Below are 20,903 nucleotides of genomic sequence, written 5' to 3'. Positions count from 1 at the left end.
GACATCAGGCAGGTAACGCTATGAATTTCGACCTCTCCGAAGACCAGGCATCCATCGTCGAGGCCGTGCAGCAGGTCTGCACGCAGTTCGACATGGAGTACTGGGACCGCCTGGACAAGTCCGGCACCTATCCGCACGAGTTCTACAAGACGCTGTGCGAAGGCGGCTGGCTGGGCGTGGCGATGCCCGAGGCGTTCGGCGGCGCGGGCCTAGGCATCCTGGAAGCGGCGCTGGTGATGCAGACCATCTCGCAGTCGGGCGCGGGCATGACCGGCGCCTCGGCGGTGCATATGAACGTGTTCGGCCTGAACCCGGTGGTGGTGTTCGGTACTGACGAACAGAAGAGCCGCTTCCTGCCGCCGCTGATCGCCGGCCAGGAGAAGGCCTGCTTCGGCGTGACCGAGCCCGACGCGGGGCTGGACACCACCAAGCTCAAGACGTTTGCGCGCAAGGTGCCGGGTGGCTATTCGGTGAGCGGGCGCAAGATCTGGATCTCGACCGCGCAGGTGGCCGACCGCATGCTGCTGCTGGCGCGCACCACGCCGCTGGAGTCGGTGAAGAAGTCGACCGAAGGGCTGTCGCTGTTCTACACCAAAGTCGACCGCAGCAAGATCGAGATCCGCGAGATCGACAAGATGGGCCGCGCCGCCGTCGATACCAACATGCTGTTTATCGACGACCTGTTCATCCCGGAGGAAGACCGCATTGGCGAAGAGGGCAGGGGCTTCGAATACATCCTGCACGGCCTGAACCCGGAGCGCATCCTGATCGCCGCCGAGGCCATCGGCCTGGGCCGCGCGGCGCTGGCCATCGCCACGCAGTACGCCAAGGAGCGCGTGGTGTTCGGCCGCCCCATCGGCATGAACCAGGGTGTGCAGCATCCGCTGGCGCAGGCCTGGATGCAGCTGGAATCGGCCAACCTGATGATGCTCAAGGCCGCCGCGCGCTATGACGCAGGCCAGTCCTGCGGCGCCGAGGCCAACACGGCGAAGTACCTCGCCGCCGAGGCCGGCCATAACGCGTGCCAGACCGCGATCCTGACGCTGGGCGGCATGGGCTACTCGCGCGAGTACCGCGTCGAGCGGCTGCTGCGCGAGTCCTATATCCCGCGCATCGCGCCGGTCAGCCCGCAGCTGATCATGTGCTTTATCGCCGAGCGCGTGCTGGGTTTGCCCAAGTCGTACTGAGCGGGAGCGACGATGCAAGCAGAGCAAGCGCAGGCGAGCGCGGCCACCGGGCCGCTGGCCGGCATCCGCGTGATCGACATGACCTCGGTCGCGATGGGGCCGTATGCCACGCAGATCCTCGGCGACATGGGCGCCGAAGTCATAAAGGTCGAGCCGCCCGCCGGCGATGTGTTCCGCCATGCCGAGCCGGCGCGGCACGCAGCCATGGGCGCCAGCTTCCTGAACCTGAACCGCAACAAGCAGTTCGTGGTGCTGGACGTGAAGCAGCCCGACGACCTCGCCGCGCTGAAAGCCCTGATCGCCACGGCCGATGTCTTTGTCTCCAACGTGCGGCCGCAGTCGCTGCGCAAGCTTGGGCTGGACTATGCGTCGCTGCGCGCGGACCATCCGCGGCTGATCTACTGCGGCGCCTACGGCTATTCGGAGGAGGGTCCCTACGCGGGCGCGCCGGCATTCGACGACATCATCCAGGCGCGCAGCGGCATGGCGCAATTCCAGGGTGCCAATTCAAACGACGGTCCGCAGTACGTCAATACAATCCTGGCCGACAAGGTGGCCGGGCTGACCGTCGCTTACGCGATCCCGATGGCGCTGTACGAGCGCGAGCGCTCCGGCCAGGGCCAGGCCATCGAGGTGCCGATGTTCGAGACGCTGGTGTCCTTCCTCGCCACCGAGCAATTGGCCGGGCAGACCTTCATCCCGCCGCTCGGGCCGGCCGGCTATCCGCGCGTAATGTCGGCGCACCGCAAGCCCTATCGCACGCGCGACGGCCATGTTGCGCTGCTGCCCTATACCAGCGCCCAATGGCTGCGTTTTTTCGATGTGTCAGGCCATGCGGAACTGGCGCACGATCGGCGCTATGCCACCCCGGCGGCGCGCAGCGCCAATATCGACGCGCTCTACGCCACGCTGGCCGAAATCGTCGCGCAGCGCACCACGGCCGAATGGCTGGACCTGCTGCGCGACGCCGATATCCCGCACAGCGAAGTGCCGCATTTCGACAGCCTGGCCGACGATCCGCACCTGCGCGCCACCGGCATGATGTTCGAATACGACCATCCCAGCGAAGGGCGCCTGCGCGGGGTCGGCATCCCGACGCGCTTCTCGCGCACGCCCGGCAATATCCGCAGCTGGCCGCAGGCGTTGCCCGGGCCAGGCGGCGCGGAGGGCGGCTGACGCGCCATGCCGGTCGACTCCGCCGCGTACAATCCCGGCCAACAGATACTGAAGTCGAGGAAGCCTACGATGGCAGAAAACGAAGCAGCGGAGAAGTCCGGCTACGCCAGCGTCAAGACGGCGCTGCGCGTGATCGAGATCATGGAGATCTATGCGCGCGAAGGGCGCTCGCTGACGCTGACCGAGCTGGCCAGGCTGCTGGGCGCGCCGATGTCGAGCTGCCTGGGGCTGATCCGCACGCTGGCCTCGCTGGGCTACCTGTACGAGACCGGACGCCGCCAGGGCTACTACCCGACGCGCCGGCTGCTCGATATCGCCCAGCGCATCGCGCGCAACGACCCGCTGCTGGAGCGCGTGCAGCCGGTGCTGGAATCGCTGCGCGACACCACCGGCGAGACCGTGATCTTCGGCAAGCTGCAGGACGACGGGCGCGTGCTGTACCTGGAGGCGCGCGAATCCGCCAATCCGGTGCGCTATATCGCCGCGCCGGGCGAGCTGCGCGACGCGCATGTCAATTCGATCGGCCGCGCCATCCTGGGCGCAATGACGGCCAGCGCGCGCGGCGAGCTGCTCTCAGGCCTGTCGTTCGCCGCGCGCACGCCGCGCACCATCGGTTCGGCGCAGGAACTGGAAGCGATGATGCAGGCCTGGCAGAAGCAGGGTTGGTATCCGAATTTCGGTGAGTCGTTCCCGGACCTGGGGGCCATCGCCATGCCGGTAACGATGGGTGGCGTGACCTATGGCCTGTCGGTGGCGGGACCGCTGCATCGGGTCGAGGTTAATGCGGAGGCCATCGTCGCGGCACTGAAGGTTGCCAGCGCTTCGCTGCAGGGATGAGGTAGAACAGAGGAGGGCGTTGCGGCAGCCGGTCTGCCGTGACGCTTTGCGCCGGAGCCCAAAACGAAAAAGCCCGGTGCGTTTGCACCGGGCTTCCGTATCGGTTGGCTCCCCGACCTGGGCTCGAACCAGGGACCTGCGGATTAACAGTCCGTCGCTCTACCGACTGAGCTATCGGGGAACAGCTGAGAAAGAAATTATAGCCAGTTTCTCTTTTCTTCGTCAACACCTTTTCGACATTTTGTTCTTGTCAGAAGGTGTCTGGAAGCTTCCGGCTTGCTGCCTGCCGTACGGTGCGAAGGGCATCTCTGCTGGCTTCGTGCCGTCGTGCCGAACAGCGAGGCCGCATTATAGCTACGGTTTTTGCTTTGTGCCAGAAAAAAACCGCCTTGCGGCGGTTTTTTTCTGCGGCACTCGCTCGGCTCAGTCGAATACCGGCGAATCCACGCCGAGGATCTTGTGCAGCTTCGGCGAGGTGGTGGTGTACTGCATGTGGATTTTCTTCTCGGGGAAGATATACGGCGCGGCACCGAACGCGGCCAGCGCGGCCTCGTGGAAGCCCGACAGGATCAGCTTCTTCTTGCCGGGGTAGGTGTTGATGTCGCCCACTGCGAAGATGCCCGGGATATTGGTCTCGAATTTCTCGGTGTCCACCTTGATCTGCTTGCGCTCCAGGTCCAGGCCCCACTCGGCGATCGGGCCCAGCTTGGGCGACAGGCCGAAGAACACCAGCAGGTCATCCACCGGCATGCGGCGGGTCACGCCGTCGGCGCCGGTCACCTTGATCTCGGTGAGCACGCCGTCCTTCTCTTCATAGCCGCCGATCTGGCCGACCACGAACTGCATTTCCAGCTGCTCGCACAGTTCCTTCATCTTGGCGACCGAGGCGGGCGCGGCGCGGAAGCCGTCGCGGCGGTGGATCATCACCACCGACTCGGCCTTGCCGACCAGGTCCAGCGTCCAGTCCAGCGCCGAATCACCGCCGCCGACGATCACCAGGTTGCGGCCATGGAAGCGGCTCGGGTCCTTGACGCGGTAGAACAGTTGCTTGCCGTCGAACTTGTCGAGGCCCTCGACCTTCAGCGTGCGCGGCTGGAACGAACCCACGCCGGCGGCGATGAAGATGGTCTTGGTGATGAAGCGGGTTCCGAGCGAGGTCTCGACGAAGAAGCGGCCGTCTTCGCGGCGCTCAACGACGGCGACTTCCTGGCCCAGGTGGAAGGTGGGCTCGAACGGCTCGATCTGCTTGAGCAGGTTGTCGGTCAGTTCCTGGCCGGTGCAGATGGGCACGGCCGGGATGTCGTAGATGGGCTTGTCCGGATAGAGTTCCACGCACTGGCCGCCGACCACCTTCAGGGAATCGATGACATGTGCCTTGATTTCGAGCAGGCCCAGTTCAAAGACCTGGAATAGGCCCACCGGGCCGGCACCGACGATCAGCGCATCGATTTCCTGTGGCTGGCCGCCTGCCGGGCTGCCGCCGTCGACCTGCTTGGTCGTGTCGGCGACGGGATTTGGAATGCTCAAGTCCATATTCGTCCTGATACGTTTGCGTGGGCCGCTTGTGCCCGGTATTGCGGAAAGCGCGTGGGGACGGCTTTCTTGTTCTGTCAGCGCTGCAGGTATTGCAGCTTGTCAGTGGCGTCCTTCCATTCCTCGGCCTCGGCCAGCGGGGCCTTGGTCTTGGTGATGGAGGGCCAGTTGCGGGCCAGTTCTGCGTTCAGGTCGATGAACTGCTGCTGGTCGCCCGGCACGTCTTCCTCGGCGTAAATGGCGTTCACCGGGCATTCGGCCACGCACACGGCGCAGTCGATGCACTCATCCGGGTCGATAGCCAGGAAGTTGGGGCCTTCGCGGAAACAATCGACCGGACACACGTCAACGCAGTCTGTGTAGCGGCAACGGATGCAGGATTCGGTGACAACGTGAGTCATTTCGGTTCCAAGAAAACAGGTCGGCTTTTAATGGGAAACTGTGGGGCCGCTTCTTGCCGGCGGACGCGCCGCTTCTACCGCATGGTGCCGCATGGCAGCATGGGCTGGACGAGCGCCGGCCGAGGCCTTTCGGAAAGCGATATTGTAGCCGAGGCTTCTGGCAAGAATAGCGGGTCTATATAGCCGGATCAGATAGTTTTCTTATTTCTTTATGTGGTTTTGATTTAACGCATGGCGGCCTGCTGGCATGTCGGCCCGCCAGCGGGCATGATGAAGGCCGCCAGCAGTCACTTGCATCCGTGCCGGGAGACCCGTATGCCACGCCAGCTTTGCCTTGCCAGCCATGCCAGCCTGCGGCGCAGTGCCGCGATGTGCCGGACCTTCGCGCCCATTGCTGTGCTGCTGACGGCATTTCTGGCGCCCATCGGGTCCGTTGCCGCCCAGACCCTGGTCCAGTCGCCGGGCATGGCCGACAGCGTGGTATCGCGCCTGGTGGCGTGGCGCGCGCGCACTGACGCGCCGGTCGCGCTGCCGGCGCTGACCGGGTTCGACTGGGACCACTTCAGCGTGACCGATTCGCCCGCGGGCGACGCCATCGCCCATTGCGGCCGGGCCGGCCTGATGCCGTGCGGGCCGCAGCTGCAGCCGCAGCCGGGCGACCGGGTGCAGGTGCTGCGCTTCGAGCGCGCCGGGGCGCAGGTCTACACCGAGCGCATCATGGCCGGCGACGGCGCCTTTGCCGAGCCGCTGCCGCAGCGGGTGCCGCGCGCCGCCGCCACGCTGGTGTCGTGCCCCGGCACAGACGGCCGCCAGCTGTGGTGCCTGCAGGGCAAGGTAAAGGGCAGGGAGGCGCCGCGGCAGCCACAGCCCTTTCTCGATGGTGGTTGAGCGGCAAGAGTGGCCGGGCGCGGCCAGACTTCGGTTAGCATGATGTACTGACCCGGCATCGCCGTCTGGCCCGCTATGATCATCCCGTCCCTGCTCGACACCGACCTGTACAAATTCACGATGATGCAGGTGGTGCTGCATCAGTTCCCGCAGGCGCAAGTGGAATACCGCTTCAAGTGCCGCAACGCGGGCGTCGACCTGACGCCCTATATCGATGAGATCCGCACCGAGCTGGCACACCTGTGCCAACTGCGCTTCACCGACGACGAGCTCGCCTACCTGCGCGGCCTGCGCTTTATCAAGAGCGATTTCGTCGACTTCCTCGGCCTGTTCCACCTGAACGAGAAATATGTCTCGGTGCGGCCGTCCCCGCAGGGCAACGGCGAGATCGAGATCTCGATCATCGGCCCGTGGCTGCATACCATCCTGTTCGAAGTGCCGGTCCTGGCCATCGTCAACGAGGTCTATTTCCGCCGCACCCAGCCCAGGCCCGACCTGGCCGAAGGCCGCCGCCGGCTGGACCACAAGCTGGCCTTGCTGAAGACGCCCGAGTTGGCCGATTGCGTGATCGCCGACTACGGCACGCGCCGGCGCTTTTCGCGCGAATGGCAGGAAGAAGTGCTGCTGACCATGCGGCGCCTGCTGGGACCGCAACTGGCCGGCACCAGCAACGTCCACTTTGCCCGCCTGCACAATATGGTGCCGCTGGGCACGATGGCGCATGAATACCTGCAGGCCTGCCAGGCCCTGGGCCCACGGCTGCGCGATTCGCAGGTGTACGCGCTGGAGCGCTGGGCGCGCGAGTACCGCGGCGACCTGGGCATCGCGCTGTCGGATACCTACGGCTTCGATGCCTTCCTGCGCGACTTCGACCTGTATTTCTGCAAGCTCTTCGACGGCGTGCGCCATGATTCCGGCGACCCGATGCTGTGGGGCGAGCGCATGGTCGCCCACTATGCCGCCAACCGCGTCGACCCGCGCACCAAGACGCTGATCTTCAGCGACAGTCTCGACATCCCGCGCGTGATCGAACTGTACGAGCGCTTCCATGGCCGCTGCCGGCTGGCCTTTGGCGTCGGCACCAACCTGACCAACGACCTCGGCTATACCCCGCTGCAGATCGTGATCAAGATGGTGCGCTGCAACGGGCAGCCGGTGGCCAAGCTGTCGGACACGCCGGAAAAGACCATGTGCGACGATCCCGGCTACCTGTCCTACCTGCGCCAGGTGTACTCGGTTCAGCCCGCGGCGTAGCAAAATTCAACACCTTGCGCCCGCCATCGCATGCTTTGCACGCGGCGGGCGCCACTATAATCGGCGCATCGCGCGTTCGCCGCGCTTTGCGACCCCCAGCCAGTCCTTATGGAAACCAACGACGCCCGCGACCGCATCTTTGCCCGCATCCGTGCTGCCCAGGGCAGGCCGACCCGGCCGAGCGCGGGTGAGCGCGAGGCCGTGGCCGACTACCTGTCGCGCCACCCGCAGGGCCCGCGCCCGGCGGTGGCGGCCGACCTGGCCGAGGCCTTCCTGGCCCAGGCGCAGCGCATGGCCTCGACCGTGGACCGCGTGGCGACGATGGACGAGGTGCCCGCCGCCACCGCGCGCTTCCTCGACAGCCTGAACCTGGTCCACCGTGCCGTGGCGTGGGACGCGCTGGGCCCGCTGCCGTGGCAGGCCGCGGGGCTGGCGGTGGAATGCCGCCCGCCGGTGCGCGAGGTCGAGGCCGACCACGATCATGGCGACCTGGTCGGCATTACCGGCTGCTTCTGCGCGATTGCCGAGACCGGCTCGCTGATGCTGCTGTCGGGCCCGGCCACCTTTGCCTCGGCCGCGCTGCTGCCCGAGACCCACGTGGCGGTGGTGCCGCGCTCGCGCATTGTCGCCGGCCTGGAAGACGCCTTTGCGCTGGTGCGCAGCGAGCGCGGCGAACTGCCGCGCGCCACCAATATCATCAGCGGGCCTTCCCGCACGGGCGATATCGAGCAGACCATCGTGCTCGGCGCCCATGGCCCATACCGCGTGCATGTGATCCTGGTCGACGAGGCCTGAAGCCGCGGCTTGCGCCGCACGGAATGCGATGCGCCGCTGATGCAGCAAGGCCTGCGCAAGAGGTGCATGAATTACACTTGCAGGCTTGCCTGCGTGCCGCGGCTTCGTGCGGGCGGTGCGCCAATGAATGCTGCATTCCCGAGGAGATTCTGCCTGATGCGACGTGCCTCCGTGCTGTTGCCGCTGCTGGCCGCGCTGGCCGCCTTTCCCGCCGTCGGCCATGCCGCGGACCTTGACGGGGCGTCGCTGTCCTCGCTGTGGGGGCTGCCGTTCGCCGGCATCCTGCTGTCGATCGCGGTGTGGCCGCTGGTTGCGCCCAAGTTCTGGCACCACCACTATGGCAAGATCGCCGCGGGCTGGGGGTTGCTGTTCCTGCTGCCGTTCGCGGCAGCGTTCGGCACCCATGCGGCTGTGGCCAGCGCGGTGCACGCGCTGCTGGCGGAGTACATCCCGTTCATCGTTCTGATCGCCTCGCTGTATATCGTGGCCGGTGGCATCTGCGTGCGCGGCAACCTGCACGGCACGCCCGGGCTCAATACCGGCATCCTGGCGCTGGGCACGCTGCTGGCCAGCTTCATGGGCACCACCGGCGCGGCCATGCTGCTGATCCGGCCGCTGCTGCGTGCCAATGACAACCGCCGCCACGTGGCGCACGTGGTGGTGTTCTTTATCTTCCTGGTGGCCAATGCCGGCGGCTCGCTGACGCCGCTGGGCGATCCGCCGCTGTTCCTGGGCTTCCTGAAGGGCGTGGACTTCTTCTGGACCATGCGCAACATCTTCCCGGAGACGGTCTTTATTTGCGTGGTGCTGCTGGCGCTGTTCTACCTGCTCGACCGTCACTACTACCACAACAAGGAAGAGGAACTGCCGCCGCGCAGCGACCCCACGCCGGACTCGGGCGGCATCGCCATCGAAGGGAAGTTCAACTTCGTGCTGCTGCTGGCCGTGATCGGCCTGGTGCTGATGAGCGGGCTGTGGAAGCCGGGCATCTCGTTCGACATCCTGGGCACCGAGGTGCCGCTGCAGGCCGCGGTGCGCGATGCGCTCCTGGTGGTGGTGGCGGTAGTGTCGCTGCTGGTGACGCCGCAGACGGCGCGCGCCGGCAATGAATTCAACTGGGAGCCGATCCTGGAAGTCGGCAAGCTCTTTGCCGGCATCTTCCTGACCATCATTCCAGTCATCGCCATGCTCAAGGCCGGCACCGACGGCGCCTTCTCCGGCGTGATCCGCGCGGTCAGCGACAGCAACGGCCAGCCGGTCGACAGCATGTACTTCTGGGCCACCGGTCTGCTGTCCTCGTTCCTGGACAACGCGCCGACCTACCTGGTGTTCTTCAACACCGCCGGTGGCGACGCGGCCACGCTGATGACGCGCGATGCCTCGACGCTGGCCGCGATCTCGGCCGGGGCCGTGTTCATGGGCGCCAATACCTATATCGGCAATGCTCCCAACCTGATGGTCAAAGCCATTGCCGAGAACCGCGGCGTGCGCATGCCGAGCTTCTTCGGCTACATGCTGTACGCGGGCATCTTCCTGATGCCGCTGTTCGTCATCATGACCTTCCTTTTCTTCCGAGTTTGATGCCATGAAGCCGTCTGTCCTGGTCACCCGCGCCATCTATCCCGAAGTCATTGCGCACCTGGCGCAGTATTTCGATGTCGACGACAACCAGCAGGACGCGGTGCTGGACGCCGCCGCGCTGAAGGCGCGCCTGGCGGGCAAGGCCGGCGTGCTGGCCAACGCTGCCGACCGCATCGACGGCGACGTGGTCGCCGGGCTGCCGGCGCTGCGTGCGGTGTGCAATATGGCGGTCGGCTACAACAACCTGGACGTGCCGGCGCTGACAGCCGCCGGCATCGTCGCCACCAATACGCCGGACGTGCTGACCGAAACAACCGCCGACTTCGGCTGGGCCCTGCTGATGGCCACCGCGCGCCGCGTGACCGAGGCCGAGCACTACCTGCGCGCCGGCAAGTGGCAGCGCTGGAGCTACGACATGCTGGTCGGCATGGACCTGTACGGCAGCACGCTGGGCATCCTCGGCATGGGCCGCATCGGCCAGGCGCTGGCGCGCCGCGCGAGCGGGTTTGGCATGAGCGTGCTGTACCACAACCGCAGCCAGCTGCCGGCGGACACCGAGCGCGCGCTCAACGCGCGCTATGTCAGCAAGGAAGACCTGCTGCGCCAGTCCGACCACCTGCTGCTGGTGCTGCCCTATGGCCCGCAGAGCCACCATGCCATCGGCGCGGCCGAGTTGGCGCTGATGAAGCCGACCGCGACGCTGGTGAACCTGGCGCGCGGCGGCATCGTCGACGACGCCGCGCTGGCGCAGGCGCTACGTGACAAGCGCATCTTCGGCGCCGGCCTGGATGTGTTCGAGGGCGAGCCCGGTGTTCATCCGGACCTGCTGACGGTGCCCAACGTCGTGCTCACGCCGCATATCGCCAGCGCGTCCGAGAAGACCCGCCGTGCGATGGCGATGCTGGCCGCCGACAACCTGATCGCCGCGCTCGACCAGGGCCCGCAGGCCGGCCATCCGTCCACCGTGATCAACCCCGACGTCATGTCGCGGCGCCGCTAAGCCTGCCATCCACCTGTTTCCTGCATGACCCTGATTCCGTTCCTGACGCTGGCCGTGGCGCTGCTCGCGGTCGCCCTGCTGGTTATCGTACTGCTGCGCCAGCAGGCTGCCTCGCCGGGGGCCGAGCTTGGCCGGCAACTGACCGACATGCGCGCGGAAAGCGCGCGCGGCATGGAGCGGCTGGAGCGCGAGGTGCGCACCGAAGTGGCCGGGGCCGCGCGCGGCAACCGCGACGAGTCGGCGCAGCAGATGCTGCGCTTCCAGCAGGCGCTGTCGTCGCAGCTGACCGGCATCGCCACGCTGCAGAACAACCAGATCGACACCTTCGCGCAGCAACTGGCCAAGCTGACCGAGACCAATACCCAGCAGCTCGAGCAGGTGCGCCAGCACATGATGCTGCAGGGCCAGCAGGCGCGCGACGAGCAGGCCGGCACGCTGCGCCGCTTCGGCGACGGGCTGCAGCAGCAGCTGGCGCAGATGTCCGAAGCCAACGAGCGGCGCCTGGCCGAAGTGCGCGCCACGCTGGAGAAGAAGCTGCAGGACATCGAGGCCAACAACGCCGCCAAGCTGGAGGAAATGCGCCGCACCGTCGACGAGAAGCTGCACGCCACGCTGGAGCAGCGCCTGGGCGAATCCTTCCGGCTGGTGTCGGACCGGCTCGAGCAGGTGCACCGCGGCCTGGGCGAGATGCAGGTGCTGGCGCAGGGCGTGGGCGACCTGAAGAAGGTGCTGACCAATGTGAAGTCGCGTGGCACCTGGGGCGAAGTCCAGCTGGAAATGCTGCTGGAGCAGATGCTGACGCCGGAGCAGTACGGCAAGAATGTCGAGACCGTGCGCAACTCGGGCGCGCGGGTGGAGTTCGCCATCCGGCTGCCGGGCAAGGCGGCGGGTGGCGACAATGCGCCGGTCTGGCTGCCGGTCGACGCCAAGTTTCCCAAGGAACAGTACGAGCGCCTGGTGGACGCGCAGGAGCGGGGCGACCCGGACGGCGTGCTCGCTTTCGGCCGCGAACTGGAAGTGGCCCTGCGGCGCGAGGCCCAGACCATCGCCGAGAAATACCTGTCGCCGCCCCAGACCACGGATTTCGCCATCCTGTTCCTGCCGACCGAGGGTTTGTATGCTGAAGTGCTGCGGCGCCCGGGCCTGACCGACCTGCTGCAGCGCGACTACCGCGTGACCGTGGCCGGGCCGACCACGCTGACCGCGCTGCTGAACAGCCTGCAGATGGGCTTCCGCACGCTGGCGCTGGAAAAGCGTTCAAGCGAGGTGTGGGAGGTGCTGGGCGCGGTCAAGACCGAGTTCGGCAAGTTTGGCGACGTGCTGGCCAAGACGCGCGATACGCTGGAACGCGCCGCGCGCAATATCGAGCAGGCTGAAGTGCGCACGCGCCAGATGGCGCGCAAGCTGCGCACGGTGGAAGCGCTGCCGGGCGAGGCCGCGCAGCAGGTGCTTGGCCTCAATGCCGCAGAAGCGGCGGACGCGCCGGAGGCCGCCGAAGACAACGGCGGCTGAACGCGCGGCAGGGAAGGCTCAGGGCAAGCCCCCGAAGGGGGCTGCCGGATTTGCTGCCGGCCTGGGCGCCGGCGCGCGGCTCAGCGCTCGTCTTCGGGCGCCAGTTCGCGCACGTGGACTTCAATGCCGCCGAAACGGGCGGCCACCCAGTTGTAGGCCTTGCAGGCCAGCCACAGCAGGCCGAAGCCGATCAGCGCATTCAGGATGATTGCGCTGAAGACCGTGATGGCGGGCAGGTCACCGTAGCGGACGAAGGTGACAAACAGGCCCAGCGACACGATCGGCAGCGAGAAGCACAGGTAGACCAGCACCAGCGCGCGGGCGGTCTTGACGGGGTGGAGGTAGGCGATCTCCTGATTCATGACGGGGGATACTCGAATGGTTCTGAATCGTGCGCCAAGTGTAGCGATTGGTCGATGCCAAGCATAGCCCGCCGTCGGCGGGGGCAGGCGAAAGCCCCGTGCCGGCAGTGCTACGGCCGCAAATGTGCGGCACAAAAACGACACATTGCTACCGGCGTGTGGCAAGCGCTTGCGTGCAGCTCCTGCCGGTCCGGCTAGACCAGTCCGTCGAACAGCATCACCTCGACCGCATCGCCGGCCTTGACCGAGTCTTGTTCGTGGCCGAGCACGATAAAGCAGTTGGCCTCGCTCATCGAGCGCAGCACGCCCGAGCCCTGCTGGCCGGTAATGCGCACTTCCCACTGGCCGTCGCCGGCGCGCGCCAGGATGCCGCGCTGGTACTCGGTGCGGCCGGGCTTCTTGCGGATGGCTTGCGCGCTGCGCACGCGCAGCAGTGGTAGCGGTGCCACGCTGGCGCCCATCAGCCGCTGCAGCGCGGCGCGCACGAAGTGGTAGAAGGTCACCATCACCGCCACCGGGTTGCCCGGCAGCCCGAACAGCAGCGCGTCGCGACCGTTGGAATTGATGCGGCCGAAGGCCATCGGCCGGCCCGGGCGCATCGCGATCTTCCAGAACGTGACATCGCCCAGGCGCGCCATGATCTGCTTGGTGTAGTCGGCCTCGCCGACCGAGACGCCACCGGAGGTGATGACCGCGTCGGCGGTCTCGCAGGCGGTGCGGAAGGCGGCTTCGAGCGCGTCGGGGTCGTCGCGCACCACGCCCATGTCGAGCAGGTCGACGTTCATCCGGCGCAGCATGCCGTGCAGCGTGTAGCGGTTGGAGTCGTAGACGCAGCCGGGATCGAGCGGCTCGCCGATCGAGCGCAGCTCGTCGCCGGTGGAGAAAAACGCCACGCGCAGGCGCCGGCGCACGCGCACCTCGGCCACGCCCAGCGAGGCCAGCAGGCCCAGGTCGGCGGGTTGGAGGATGCGCCCGGCCTGCAGCGCGGCTTGGCCGAGCGCCAGGTCTTCGCCGCGCAGGCGCCGGTTGTCGCCGGTGCGCACGCAGTCGGCGGCAAAGCGGATGCGCGCGCCGTCGTCCACGGCTTCCACGAATTCCTGCGGCACCACGGTGTCGCAGCCGGCCGGCATCACCGCGCCGGTCATGATGCGCACCGCCTGCGCCGCCGTGGGCGCCAGCGCGCCGGCACCTCCGGCGAAGGCGCTGCCGATGACTTCCAGCTCGACCGTGGCGGTCTGCGCGGCAGCCAGCGCGGCGCCCTGGAAGGCATAGCCGTCCATCGCCGAGTTGTCATGCGCCGGCACGTCGATGGCCGATACGATGTCCTCGGCCAGCACGCGGTCCAGGGCGCTGCGGATCGGCAACTGCTCGACGCCGCGCACCGGCTCGACCACCTCGCCGATGATGCGGTTGGCCTGGTCCACCGGCAGGGCGGCGGGGTCGTAGTCGGAAAGGCAGGAGATGACGGATTGCAGGGTGGGCATGGTGGCTCAGCGCGTTTCGTGCGTGCGCAGTTCGTCCAAGGTGTTGATATTGGCAAAGGCCGCGGCGTCGTCGAACAGCACTTCGGCCAGCCGGTGCGAGGCGGCCCAGGTCTCGATCTTGCGGCCGCCGCCGGAAAGATAAGCCACCAGGCTGTCGAGCGCACTGACCGGCATCAGGCAGAACACAGGTTGGGTCTGGCGCCGGCCGTCCTGGTCCAGCGTGACGGGGATCGCCAGGTCCGCGCCTTCGGTCTCGATCGCCTGCGCCAAGCGTGCCACCAGGTCGGTCGGCAGGAACGGCGAATCGCAGGGCGCGGTCACCATCCACGGCGTGGCGCATTGCTCCAGGCCGGCCAGCATCCCCGCGAGCGGGCCGGCGAAGTCGGGCACGGAGTCGGTGTAGACCGGCACGCCGAAGGACTCATAGGCGGCCAGGTTGCGGTTGGCATTGATCATCAGCCCGCCCACCTGGGGGGTCAGGCGCATCATCGTGTGCATGGCCATCGGCGTGCCGTGCAGCGGCTGCAGGCCCTTGTCGGTGCCGCCCATGCGGCTGCCCCTGCCGCCTGCGAGGATCAGGCCGGTGATGTCGTCGCGTGCAATCATGGATTGTGTGTGCGGCGGGGTCAGCCGCCGATATAGGACATCTCGATCTTGCGCTCGGCACGCTTGGCGCGCACCGTCGGGTCGCTGCGCTGCTCGGAATAATTGTCGGTGCGGCCCTGCCACACCTGCGCAATCGCATTGGAGATTTCCAGGTCGCTGTAGCCGCCGCGCAGCAGCGCGCGCAGGTCGAAGCCCTCGGTCGCGAACAGGCACAGGTAGAGCCGGCCTTCGGTGGACAGCCGGATGCGGCTGCAGTCGCCGCAGAAGGCGTGGGTGACGCTGGAGATCACGCCGATCTCGCCGCTGCCGTCGCGGTAGCGCCAGCGTTCGGCGGTTTCGCCGGAGTAGTTGGCCTGCACCGGTTCGAGCGGAAATTCCGCATCGATGCGCTTCACCACCTCGGCGGACGGCAGCACTTCATCCATCTGCCAGTGGTTGCTGGCGCCCACGTCCATGAACTCGATAAAGCGCAGGATGATGCCGCTGTGGCGGAAGTGGCGCGCCATCGGCACGATTTCCTGGTCGTTGGTGCCGTGCTTGACCACCATGTTGACCTTGATCGGCGCCAGTCCCACGGCCTGCGCGGTCTCGATGCCGTGCAGCACGTCGGCGACGGCGAAGTCCACGTCGTTCATGCGGCGGAAGGTGGCGTCGTCGATCGCGTCCAGGCTGACGCTGACGCGCGTCAGTCCGGCGTCGCGCAGCGCGCGCGCCTTGCGCGCCAGTAGCGAGGCGTTGGTGGTGAGCGTCAGGTCCAGCGGCTTGCCCGAGACGGTCTCGATCTTCGCCAGCATCTCCACCAGGTGCTCGATGTTCTTGCGCAGCAGCGGCTCGCCGCCGGTCAGGCGGATCTTCTCGACGCCGTGGGCGACGAACAGGCGCGCGGTGCGCTCGATCTCCTCGAAGCTCAGCAACTCGGAATGCGGCAGGAAGGTGTAGTCCTTGTCGAAGACTTCCTTCGGCATGCAGTAGACGCAGCGGAAGTTGCAGCGGTCCGTCACCGAGATGCGCAGGTCATGCAGCGGCCGGCCGCGGGTGTCTGCCACCAGGCCGGTGGGGGCAGCCAGCTTGCCGGGAATGCTGGGCGTCATCGAGCGGTAGCGATGGTCGCGCAGGTCGAAAATCGGAATGACGGATTCGGTCATGGCCTGTGGGTGGGCACGGCGTCCGGGGAGCGGCATGGCGGCGTGGCCAAATCAGGGGCGCTCGAGGGCCGGATGCCTTCTGCTGCCATTCTAGCTGAGGCGGGGGCGGGGCACCCGCATCCCCCGGTGATGGCGGGGATTCATCCGGCCGGCTGCCCATGAAAAAAGGGGACGGCGTGGCCGTCCCCTCTTGCTTTGGCTGCGGTGCAGCGGCAATGCTTACTGCTGCGACGCCATCTCCACTTCGCGGCCACCGGTTTCCACCAGGATCATCGGGCCGTGGGGCAGCGGCGGCAGCGCCTTGCGCTCGCGCTGCACGCGCGGGGCGGGCGCCATGCGGGCGGCGGCTTCCTGGGCCGAACGCAGCTTGTCGCTGTCGGTATGGACCCATTGCAGGCCGGCGGTGGCCAGCATCGGTTCCAGGTTCTCCAGTGCTGCCGGGGTGGCCGACGCCGCCGGTGCGGCCGGCGCTGCAGCAACCACCGGGGCTGCTGGGGCGAACACCTCGGCCGGTGCGGCTTCGGCCACAGGGGCGGCGACCGGTGCAGCGGCAGGTGCCGGCACGACCGGAGCCGCTTCGACGGCCACGCTTGCGGTGGTTTCGACGATCGCTTCGGCGGCAACGGCTTCTGTGACGGCAACGGCTACCGGGGCAGCTTGCTGGGGCACGGGCTCGGCAGCCGGCGCGGTCAGCGGGGCGGCCTCGGCGACCGGCGCGGGCGCCACGTCTTCCGGCACGGCGATGCGGATCGCTTCGACGGCCTCGGCTGCGGCGGCCACGGCCACGGCCACGGCAGCTTGCGGTGCGGGCTCGGCCGGCACGGCGGCTTCAGCGCGCACCGGGGCAACGCCTTCGGCAGCGGCGGCTTCTTCGTCGCCTTCGCCTTCACCCTGGGCACCTTGCGCCGACTCGTCGCGCTCACGGCGATAGCGGTTGCGGCCACGGCGGTTGCGGCGACGGCGCTCTTCGCCCTCAGCGGTCTCGGCGGCGCTCTCGGCACCTTCCGGCAGCTCGGCGCGGACGGCTTGCGTCTCTTCGGTCACGGCCTGGGGCAGCACGCCCAGGGCCTGGGCGGCGGCGATGGCTTCCGGCTGCGGTGCTTCACCGGCTTCGGCTTCGCGCAGTTCGCTGCGTTCGCGCTGGCGTTCACGCTGGCGCTCGCGGCGTTCCTGGTTGCGGTCGCGGCGGCCTTCCTGACGGCCCTCCACGCGTTCGCCCTGGGCACGCTCGGCTTGCACGGCCTCGCCCTGGCGGGCCAGGGCCGGGGTGGCCTGGCCTTCACCTTGCTGGCGCGGCTGGCGGCCCTGGCGTTCGCCACGGCCCTCGCGTTGCTCGCCGCGCTCGGCACCCTGGCGCTCACCACGTTCCGCGCGCTCGGCACGGTCGCCGCGCTGGCCACGGCCCTGGCGCTCGCCACGCTCACCACGTTCCGTGCGCTCACCACGTTCGGCGCGGTCGCCACGCTCACCACGCTGGCCGCGGCCTTCGCCGCGCTGGCCGCGCTCGCGCCGTCCTTCGGCGCTACGGGTCTCGGTTGCAGCTGCCGGCTTGGCCGGCTCCACCACCGGCGGGGTCGCCGGACGGGCACCGAACAGGCCCTTCAGCCAGGCGATAAAGCCGCCGCTGACCACCGGCTGGGTGGCCGGCACGGGCGGGGCGACCGGGGCTTCCGGCTTGGGCGCGCGCTCGGGGCGCGGCACCGATACCGGCGCCGGCTGTTCCGGGGTGATGCCCTTGACCGCGGCTTCCTGGCGCGGCTTGGCTTCTTCCTTGCGGCGGCTGCTGTAGCTGGTGTCGGCTTCCAGTTCCTTGGCGGCAGCCTCGGCCATGCGGTAGCTGGCGGTGCTCTCTTCCAGGCGCGGGTCGTCGTGGCGCAGGCGCTCCAGCTTGTAGTGCGGCGTTTCCAGGTGCTTGTTGGGGATCAGCAGCACATTGACCTTGAAGCGCAGCTCGATCAGGTTGATTTCCTGGCGCTTCTCGTTCAGCAGGAAGGCGGCTACCTCCACCGGCACCTGGCAGTGGATGGCGGCGGTGTTTTCCTTCATCGCCTCTTCCTGAATGATGCGCAGCACCTGCAGGGCGGACGATTCGGTATCGCGGATATGGCCGGTGCCGTTGCAGCGCGGGCAAGTGATGTGCGAGCCCTCCGACAGCGACGGACGCAGGCGCTGGCGCGACAGCTCCATCAGGCCGAAGCGGCTGATCTTGCCCATCTGCACGCGCGCGCGGTCGTGGCGCAGCGCGTCCTTCAGGCGCGTTTCCACGTCCTTCTGGGCCTTGCCCGACTCCATGTCGATGAAGTCGATCACGATCAGGCCGCCCAGGTCGCGCAGGCGCAGCTGGCGGGCGATCTCGTCGGCGGCCTCGAGGTTGGTGCGCAGCGCGGTTTCCTCGATGTCGGCGCCCTTGGTGGCGCGGGCCGAGTTCACGTCCACGGAGACCAGCGCCTCGGTGTGGTCGATCACGATGGCGCCGCCAGAGGGCAGCATCACCATGCGCGAGTAGGCCGACTCGATCTGGTGTTCGATCTGGAAGCGCGAGAAGAGCGGCACGTCGTCCCGGTACTTCTTCACGCGGTTCATGTTGTCAGGCATCACCACGCTCATGAAGGCGCGGGCCTGTTCGTAGATCTCGTCGGTATCGATCAGGATCTCGCCGATATCCGGCTGGAAGTAATCGCGGATGGCGCGGATGACCAGGCTCGATTCCAGGTAGATCAGCAGCGGAGCCTTGTTGTCGCCGGCGGCGCCGTCGATGGCCTTCCACAGTTGCAGCAGGTAGTTCAGGTCCCACTGCAGTTCCTCGGCCGAGCGGCCGATGCCGGCGGTCCGGGCGATGATGCTCATGCCTTCCGGCACGGTCAGCTGCGCCATGGTTTCACGCAGTTCCTGCCGGTCCTCGCCCTCGATGCGGCGCGACACTCCGCCGCCGCGCGGGTTGTTGGGCATCAGCACCAGGTAGCGGCCGGCCAGCGAGATAAAGGTGGTCAGGGCCGCGCCCTTGTTGCCGCGCTCTTCCTTCTCGACCTGGACGATCAGTTCCTGGCCTTCATGCAGGGCATCCTGGATGCGCGCGTTGCGCACGTCGATGCCTTCCTTGAAGAAGGCGCGGGCTACTTCCTTGAACGGCAGGAAGCCGTGGCGCTCTTCGCCGTAGTTGACGAAGCAGGCTTCCAGCGAGGGTTCGATGCGGGTGATGACACCCTTGTAGATGTTGCCCTTGCGCTGTTCGCGCCCGGCAGTCTCGATGTCGATATCGATCAGTTTCTGACCGTCGACAATGGCGACGCGCAATTCTTCCTGTTGCGTCGCGTTGAACAGCATGCGTTTCATCGCAATACCTCACTCCAGTGTCGCGGGTGGCACCGTCTGGGCGGTGTCCGCGGCGATCTATGGAGCACGCGAGGGAGCGAGCGAGGCGCGAGAATTGCCGGAAAGCGCCGCTGCGCGGGATAGGCGAGCGGCTGGGCGCGGGTGAAAGAGAGCGATGACGTCGGGGTAACGTCCGCGGGGCAGGAGAGAACACCGGAGGCTGCTCTTGCGCAGACATCCGGCGCGTTCCCGTGCCGGAGGCGATGCTGAACGCCGGCGCAACCGGCGCCGGCGGCATCGCGGCCGGCCGCGGAAGGCCTAGACGCGTCAAAGAGCAAATTTTTCGGACACGGCATGGTTGCCGTTGCTGCCTGACTGCTCCTGGCGGGCGCACCTACTACTTCTTGGAATTCTGCGACCGGGCGCCGGTATTTCCAGTCAGGCGGCAGGCTAACCTGCCGGCCGGCACCGTTTCCCGGTGCGGGCAGGACTTCTCTCACCGAAGCGGATGCCGGCAGTGGCATCCGCCTTTAAATTCTGTTTTACCTGAACACTCAGTTCCCACGTCACCGCCTGCCTCGCCGAAGCCTCCTTTGGGCGACTTCCTGCATGCCGGCGGCACCGTGCGTGCTGCTTTTTACTGCCATTTGCCCGTCTGGCGCTTGGCGGAACGCAAAGTTGCGGGAGACGGGCGGGGTTGGCGGCAACCCCAAGTGTAGAATGCGAAAAATCCAAGAAAACTCGAAGATCAATCGCTTACACAGGTCTTGCGCTGCCGGCCACAAGCCGGGACAGCGAGGAAATTATATTGAAAATGAATGAGTTACGCCATCAAATTGAAAAGGCTGCCGAAGCTGCGCCGGCCAGCCCACAGGTGGCGTATGTCACGATTGACGAAGGCTCGGAAGGTCAGCGCATTGACAATTTCCTGCTGAAGGTGGCCAAGGGCGTGCCCAAGAGCCATATCTACCGGGTGCTGCGTTCGGGTGAAGTTCGCGTCAATAAGGGCCGGATCGATGCCACTTATCGCCTGCAGTCGGGTGATGTCGTGCGCATTCCGCCAATGCGGGTGGCGAATTCGGCGCAATCGGACAATGCCCAGCATGTGCCAGCGGGCGAATTCCCGGTGCTGTTTGAGGACGCCCAGCTGCTGGTGATCAACAAGCCGGCCGGCGTGGCCGTGCACGGCGGCTCGGGCGTGGCCTTCGGTGTGATCGAGCAATTGCGCCGGTCCCGGCCCCAGGCCAAGTTCCTGGAACTGGTGCACCGGCTCGATCGCGAGACCTCCGGCATCCTGGTGCTGGCCAAGAAGCGCTCGGCGTTGGTCCACCTGCACGAGCAGATTCGCGGCAGCGCGATGGACAAGCGCTATTTCGCCTGCGTGGCCGGCGAATTCCCGAACGCGCGCCAGCATGTGAAGCTGCCTCTATATAAGTACAGCACGCCGGACGGCGAGCGCCGGGTGCGGGTGCAGGCCGACGGGCTGGCCTCGCACACCGTGTTCAACCGGGTCGAGGCCTTCCAGGGCTTCACCCTGCTGGAGGCCGAGCTGAAGACTGGCCGTACCCACCAGATCCGCGTTCACCTGGCCCACTCGGGCTTCCCGATTGTCGGGGACGAAAAATATGGCGACTTCTCGCTGAACAAGGCGCTGGCGCGTTCCGGTGCCAAGCCGGGCCTCAAACGCATGTTCCTGCACGCCCACCGGCTGGTGTTTATCCACCCGGCCACGGGCGAGCCGCTGGCGGTGGAAGCGCCGCTGCCCGACGAGTGCGTCGGATTCCTGCAACAATTGCGTGAACTGCATGCCCCGGAGTAGGAAAGTGCATC

17 protein-coding genes and 1 tRNA gene are annotated in these 20,903 nt (G+C 67.1%); 10 read left to right on the top strand and 8 right to left on the bottom strand.

Annotation, left to right across the window (positions count from 1 at the left end; translation table 11 throughout):
- The first annotated feature begins 20 nt into the window (after positions 1–20).
- The 3 genes from CNE_RS12075 to CNE_RS12065 all read left to right on the top strand — a co-directional run bounded on the left by CNE_RS12075 (position 21) and on the right by CNE_RS12065 (position 3,200).
- Positions 21–1,187, top strand: coding sequence for an acyl-CoA dehydrogenase family protein (locus CNE_RS12075; RefSeq protein WP_013957394.1), 1,167 nt, complete (start codon positions 21–23; stop codon positions 1,185–1,187).
- 12 nt (positions 1,188–1,199) lie between these two features.
- The gene (locus CNE_RS12070; protein ID WP_013957393.1) at positions 1,200–2,363 is read left to right on the top strand and encodes a CaiB/BaiF CoA transferase family protein; all 1,164 of its coding nucleotides are present in this window, start codon (positions 1,200–1,202) and stop codon (positions 2,361–2,363) included.
- A gap of 69 nt (positions 2,364–2,432) precedes the next feature.
- On the top strand, positions 2,433–3,200 hold the full coding sequence (locus tag CNE_RS12065; RefSeq protein WP_013957392.1) for an IclR family transcriptional regulator: 768 nt from the start codon (positions 2,433–2,435) through the stop codon (positions 3,198–3,200).
- Positions 3,201–3,305: 105 nt separating this feature from the next.
- Here CNE_RS12065 and CNE_RS12060 read toward each other — a convergent pair.
- From CNE_RS12060 to fdxA, 3 genes are all read right to left on the bottom strand, one after another.
- A tRNA-Asn gene (locus CNE_RS12060) sits at positions 3,306–3,381 on the bottom strand.
- Between the two features lie 242 nt (positions 3,382–3,623).
- The gene (locus CNE_RS12055) at positions 3,624–4,733 is read right to left on the bottom strand and encodes an NAD(P)/FAD-dependent oxidoreductase (RefSeq protein ID WP_013957391.1); all 1,110 of its coding nucleotides are present in this window, start codon (positions 4,731–4,733) and stop codon (positions 3,624–3,626) included.
- A gap of 77 nt (positions 4,734–4,810) precedes the next feature.
- Complete coding sequence (gene fdxA / locus CNE_RS12050; protein ID WP_010814656.1) at positions 4,811–5,134, bottom strand: ferredoxin FdxA; 324 nt, start codon at positions 5,132–5,134, stop codon at positions 4,811–4,813.
- 315 nt (positions 5,135–5,449) lie between these two features.
- Between fdxA and CNE_RS12045 the strand changes: the two genes are divergently transcribed.
- The 6 genes from CNE_RS12045 (at position 5,450) to rmuC (ending at position 12,164) form a co-directional block, all read left to right on the top strand.
- Positions 5,450–6,022: a hypothetical protein gene (locus tag CNE_RS12045; protein ID WP_013957390.1), complete on the top strand. Its 573-nt coding sequence runs from the start codon at positions 5,450–5,452 to the stop codon at positions 6,020–6,022.
- Between the two features lie 75 nt (positions 6,023–6,097).
- Positions 6,098–7,276: a nicotinate phosphoribosyltransferase gene (gene pncB, locus CNE_RS12040; RefSeq protein WP_013957389.1), complete on the top strand. Its 1,179-nt coding sequence runs from the start codon at positions 6,098–6,100 to the stop codon at positions 7,274–7,276.
- Positions 7,277–7,384: 108 nt separating this feature from the next.
- Complete coding sequence (locus tag CNE_RS12035; protein ID WP_013957388.1) at positions 7,385–8,071, top strand: LutC/YkgG family protein; 687 nt, start codon at positions 7,385–7,387, stop codon at positions 8,069–8,071.
- 156 nt (positions 8,072–8,227) lie between these two features.
- Positions 8,228–9,652, top strand: a complete 1,425-nt coding sequence (locus CNE_RS12030; RefSeq protein ID WP_013957387.1) for a sodium:proton antiporter — start codon at positions 8,228–8,230, stop codon at positions 9,650–9,652.
- A 4-nt stretch (positions 9,653–9,656) separates the two neighbouring features.
- A complete protein-coding gene (locus CNE_RS12025) occupies positions 9,657–10,652 on the top strand; it encodes a 2-hydroxyacid dehydrogenase (RefSeq protein WP_013957386.1) in 996 nt (331 codons plus the stop codon).
- A gap of 24 nt (positions 10,653–10,676) precedes the next feature.
- Positions 10,677–12,164 carry a DNA recombination protein RmuC gene (rmuC, locus tag CNE_RS12020; RefSeq protein ID WP_013957385.1) on the top strand — a complete coding sequence of 496 codons (1,488 nt, stop codon included), beginning with the start codon at positions 10,677–10,679 and terminating at the stop codon, positions 12,162–12,164.
- 80 nt (positions 12,165–12,244) lie between these two features.
- Here the strand turns inward: rmuC and CNE_RS12015 are convergent, their stop codons facing one another.
- The 5 genes from CNE_RS12015 to CNE_RS11995 all read right to left on the bottom strand — a co-directional run bounded on the left by CNE_RS12015 (position 12,245) and on the right by CNE_RS11995 (position 19,094).
- A complete protein-coding gene (locus tag CNE_RS12015) occupies positions 12,245–12,526 on the bottom strand; it encodes a hypothetical protein (RefSeq protein ID WP_010814663.1) in 282 nt (93 codons plus the stop codon).
- Between the two features lie 194 nt (positions 12,527–12,720).
- Positions 12,721–14,010, bottom strand: coding sequence for a molybdopterin molybdotransferase MoeA (moeA, locus tag CNE_RS12010; RefSeq protein ID WP_013957384.1), 1,290 nt, complete (start codon positions 14,008–14,010; stop codon positions 12,721–12,723).
- A gap of 6 nt (positions 14,011–14,016) precedes the next feature.
- Positions 14,017–14,616: a molybdenum cofactor guanylyltransferase MobA gene (gene mobA, locus CNE_RS12005; protein ID WP_013957383.1), complete on the bottom strand. Its 600-nt coding sequence runs from the start codon at positions 14,614–14,616 to the stop codon at positions 14,017–14,019.
- A gap of 20 nt (positions 14,617–14,636) precedes the next feature.
- Positions 14,637–15,761 (bottom strand): GTP 3',8-cyclase MoaA, encoded by a 1,125-nt coding sequence (moaA, locus tag CNE_RS12000; RefSeq protein WP_041228017.1) that lies wholly within the window; start codon positions 15,759–15,761, stop codon positions 14,637–14,639.
- Positions 15,762–15,980: 219 nt separating this feature from the next.
- The gene (locus CNE_RS11995) at positions 15,981–19,094 is read right to left on the bottom strand and encodes an Rne/Rng family ribonuclease (RefSeq protein ID WP_013957381.1); all 3,114 of its coding nucleotides are present in this window, start codon (positions 19,092–19,094) and stop codon (positions 15,981–15,983) included.
- 793 nt (positions 19,095–19,887) lie between these two features.
- Between CNE_RS11995 and CNE_RS11990 the strand changes: the two genes are divergently transcribed.
- On the top strand, positions 19,888–20,892 hold the full coding sequence (locus CNE_RS11990; protein ID WP_013957380.1) for an RluA family pseudouridine synthase: 1,005 nt from the start codon (positions 19,888–19,890) through the stop codon (positions 20,890–20,892).
- The last annotated feature ends 11 nt before the right edge of the window (positions 20,893–20,903 follow it).

Source organism: Cupriavidus necator N-1, assembly GCF_000219215.1.
GTDB lineage: Bacteria > Pseudomonadota > Gammaproteobacteria > Burkholderiales > Burkholderiaceae > Cupriavidus > Cupriavidus necator.
This window is presented reverse-complemented; position numbering and strand designations above follow the sequence as displayed.

What these genes read in the sequence shown, in the direction of transcription:
- CNE_RS11990 (WP_013957380.1), top strand. Translation starts at nt 19,888, where the DNA reads ATGAATGAGTTACGCCATCAAATTGAAAAGGCTGCCGAAGCTGCGCCG.
- moeA (WP_013957384.1), bottom strand. Translation starts at nt 14,010, where the DNA reads ATGCCCACCCTGCAATCCGTCATCTCCTGCCTTTCCGACTACGACCCC.
- fdxA (WP_010814656.1), bottom strand. Translation starts at nt 5,134, where the DNA reads ATGACTCACGTTGTCACCGAATCCTGCATCCGTTGCCGCTACACAGAC.
- CNE_RS12055 (WP_013957391.1), bottom strand. Translation starts at nt 4,733, where the DNA reads ATGGACTTGAGCATTCCAAATCCCGTCGCCGACACGACCAAGCAGGTC.
- CNE_RS11995 (WP_013957381.1), bottom strand. Translation starts at nt 19,094, where the DNA reads ATGAAACGCATGCTGTTCAACGCGACGCAACAGGAAGAATTGCGCGTC.
- CNE_RS12045 (WP_013957390.1), top strand. Translation starts at nt 5,450, where the DNA reads ATGCCACGCCAGCTTTGCCTTGCCAGCCATGCCAGCCTGCGGCGCAGT.
- CNE_RS12025 (WP_013957386.1), top strand. Translation starts at nt 9,657, where the DNA reads ATGAAGCCGTCTGTCCTGGTCACCCGCGCCATCTATCCCGAAGTCATT.
- CNE_RS12030 (WP_013957387.1), top strand. Translation starts at nt 8,228, where the DNA reads ATGCGACGTGCCTCCGTGCTGTTGCCGCTGCTGGCCGCGCTGGCCGCC.
- pncB (WP_013957389.1), top strand. Translation starts at nt 6,098, where the DNA reads ATGATCATCCCGTCCCTGCTCGACACCGACCTGTACAAATTCACGATG.
- rmuC (WP_013957385.1), top strand. Translation starts at nt 10,677, where the DNA reads ATGACCCTGATTCCGTTCCTGACGCTGGCCGTGGCGCTGCTCGCGGTC.
- moaA (WP_041228017.1), bottom strand. Translation starts at nt 15,761, where the DNA reads ATGACCGAATCCGTCATTCCGATTTTCGACCTGCGCGACCATCGCTAC.
- CNE_RS12035 (WP_013957388.1), top strand. Translation starts at nt 7,385, where the DNA reads ATGGAAACCAACGACGCCCGCGACCGCATCTTTGCCCGCATCCGTGCT.
- CNE_RS12015 (WP_010814663.1), bottom strand. Translation starts at nt 12,526, where the DNA reads ATGAATCAGGAGATCGCCTACCTCCACCCCGTCAAGACCGCCCGCGCG.
- CNE_RS12075 (WP_013957394.1), top strand. Translation starts at nt 21, where the DNA reads ATGAATTTCGACCTCTCCGAAGACCAGGCATCCATCGTCGAGGCCGTG.
- mobA (WP_013957383.1), bottom strand. Translation starts at nt 14,616, where the DNA reads ATGATTGCACGCGACGACATCACCGGCCTGATCCTCGCAGGCGGCAGG.
- CNE_RS12070 (WP_013957393.1), top strand. Translation starts at nt 1,200, where the DNA reads ATGCAAGCAGAGCAAGCGCAGGCGAGCGCGGCCACCGGGCCGCTGGCC.
- CNE_RS12065 (WP_013957392.1), top strand. Translation starts at nt 2,433, where the DNA reads ATGGCAGAAAACGAAGCAGCGGAGAAGTCCGGCTACGCCAGCGTCAAG.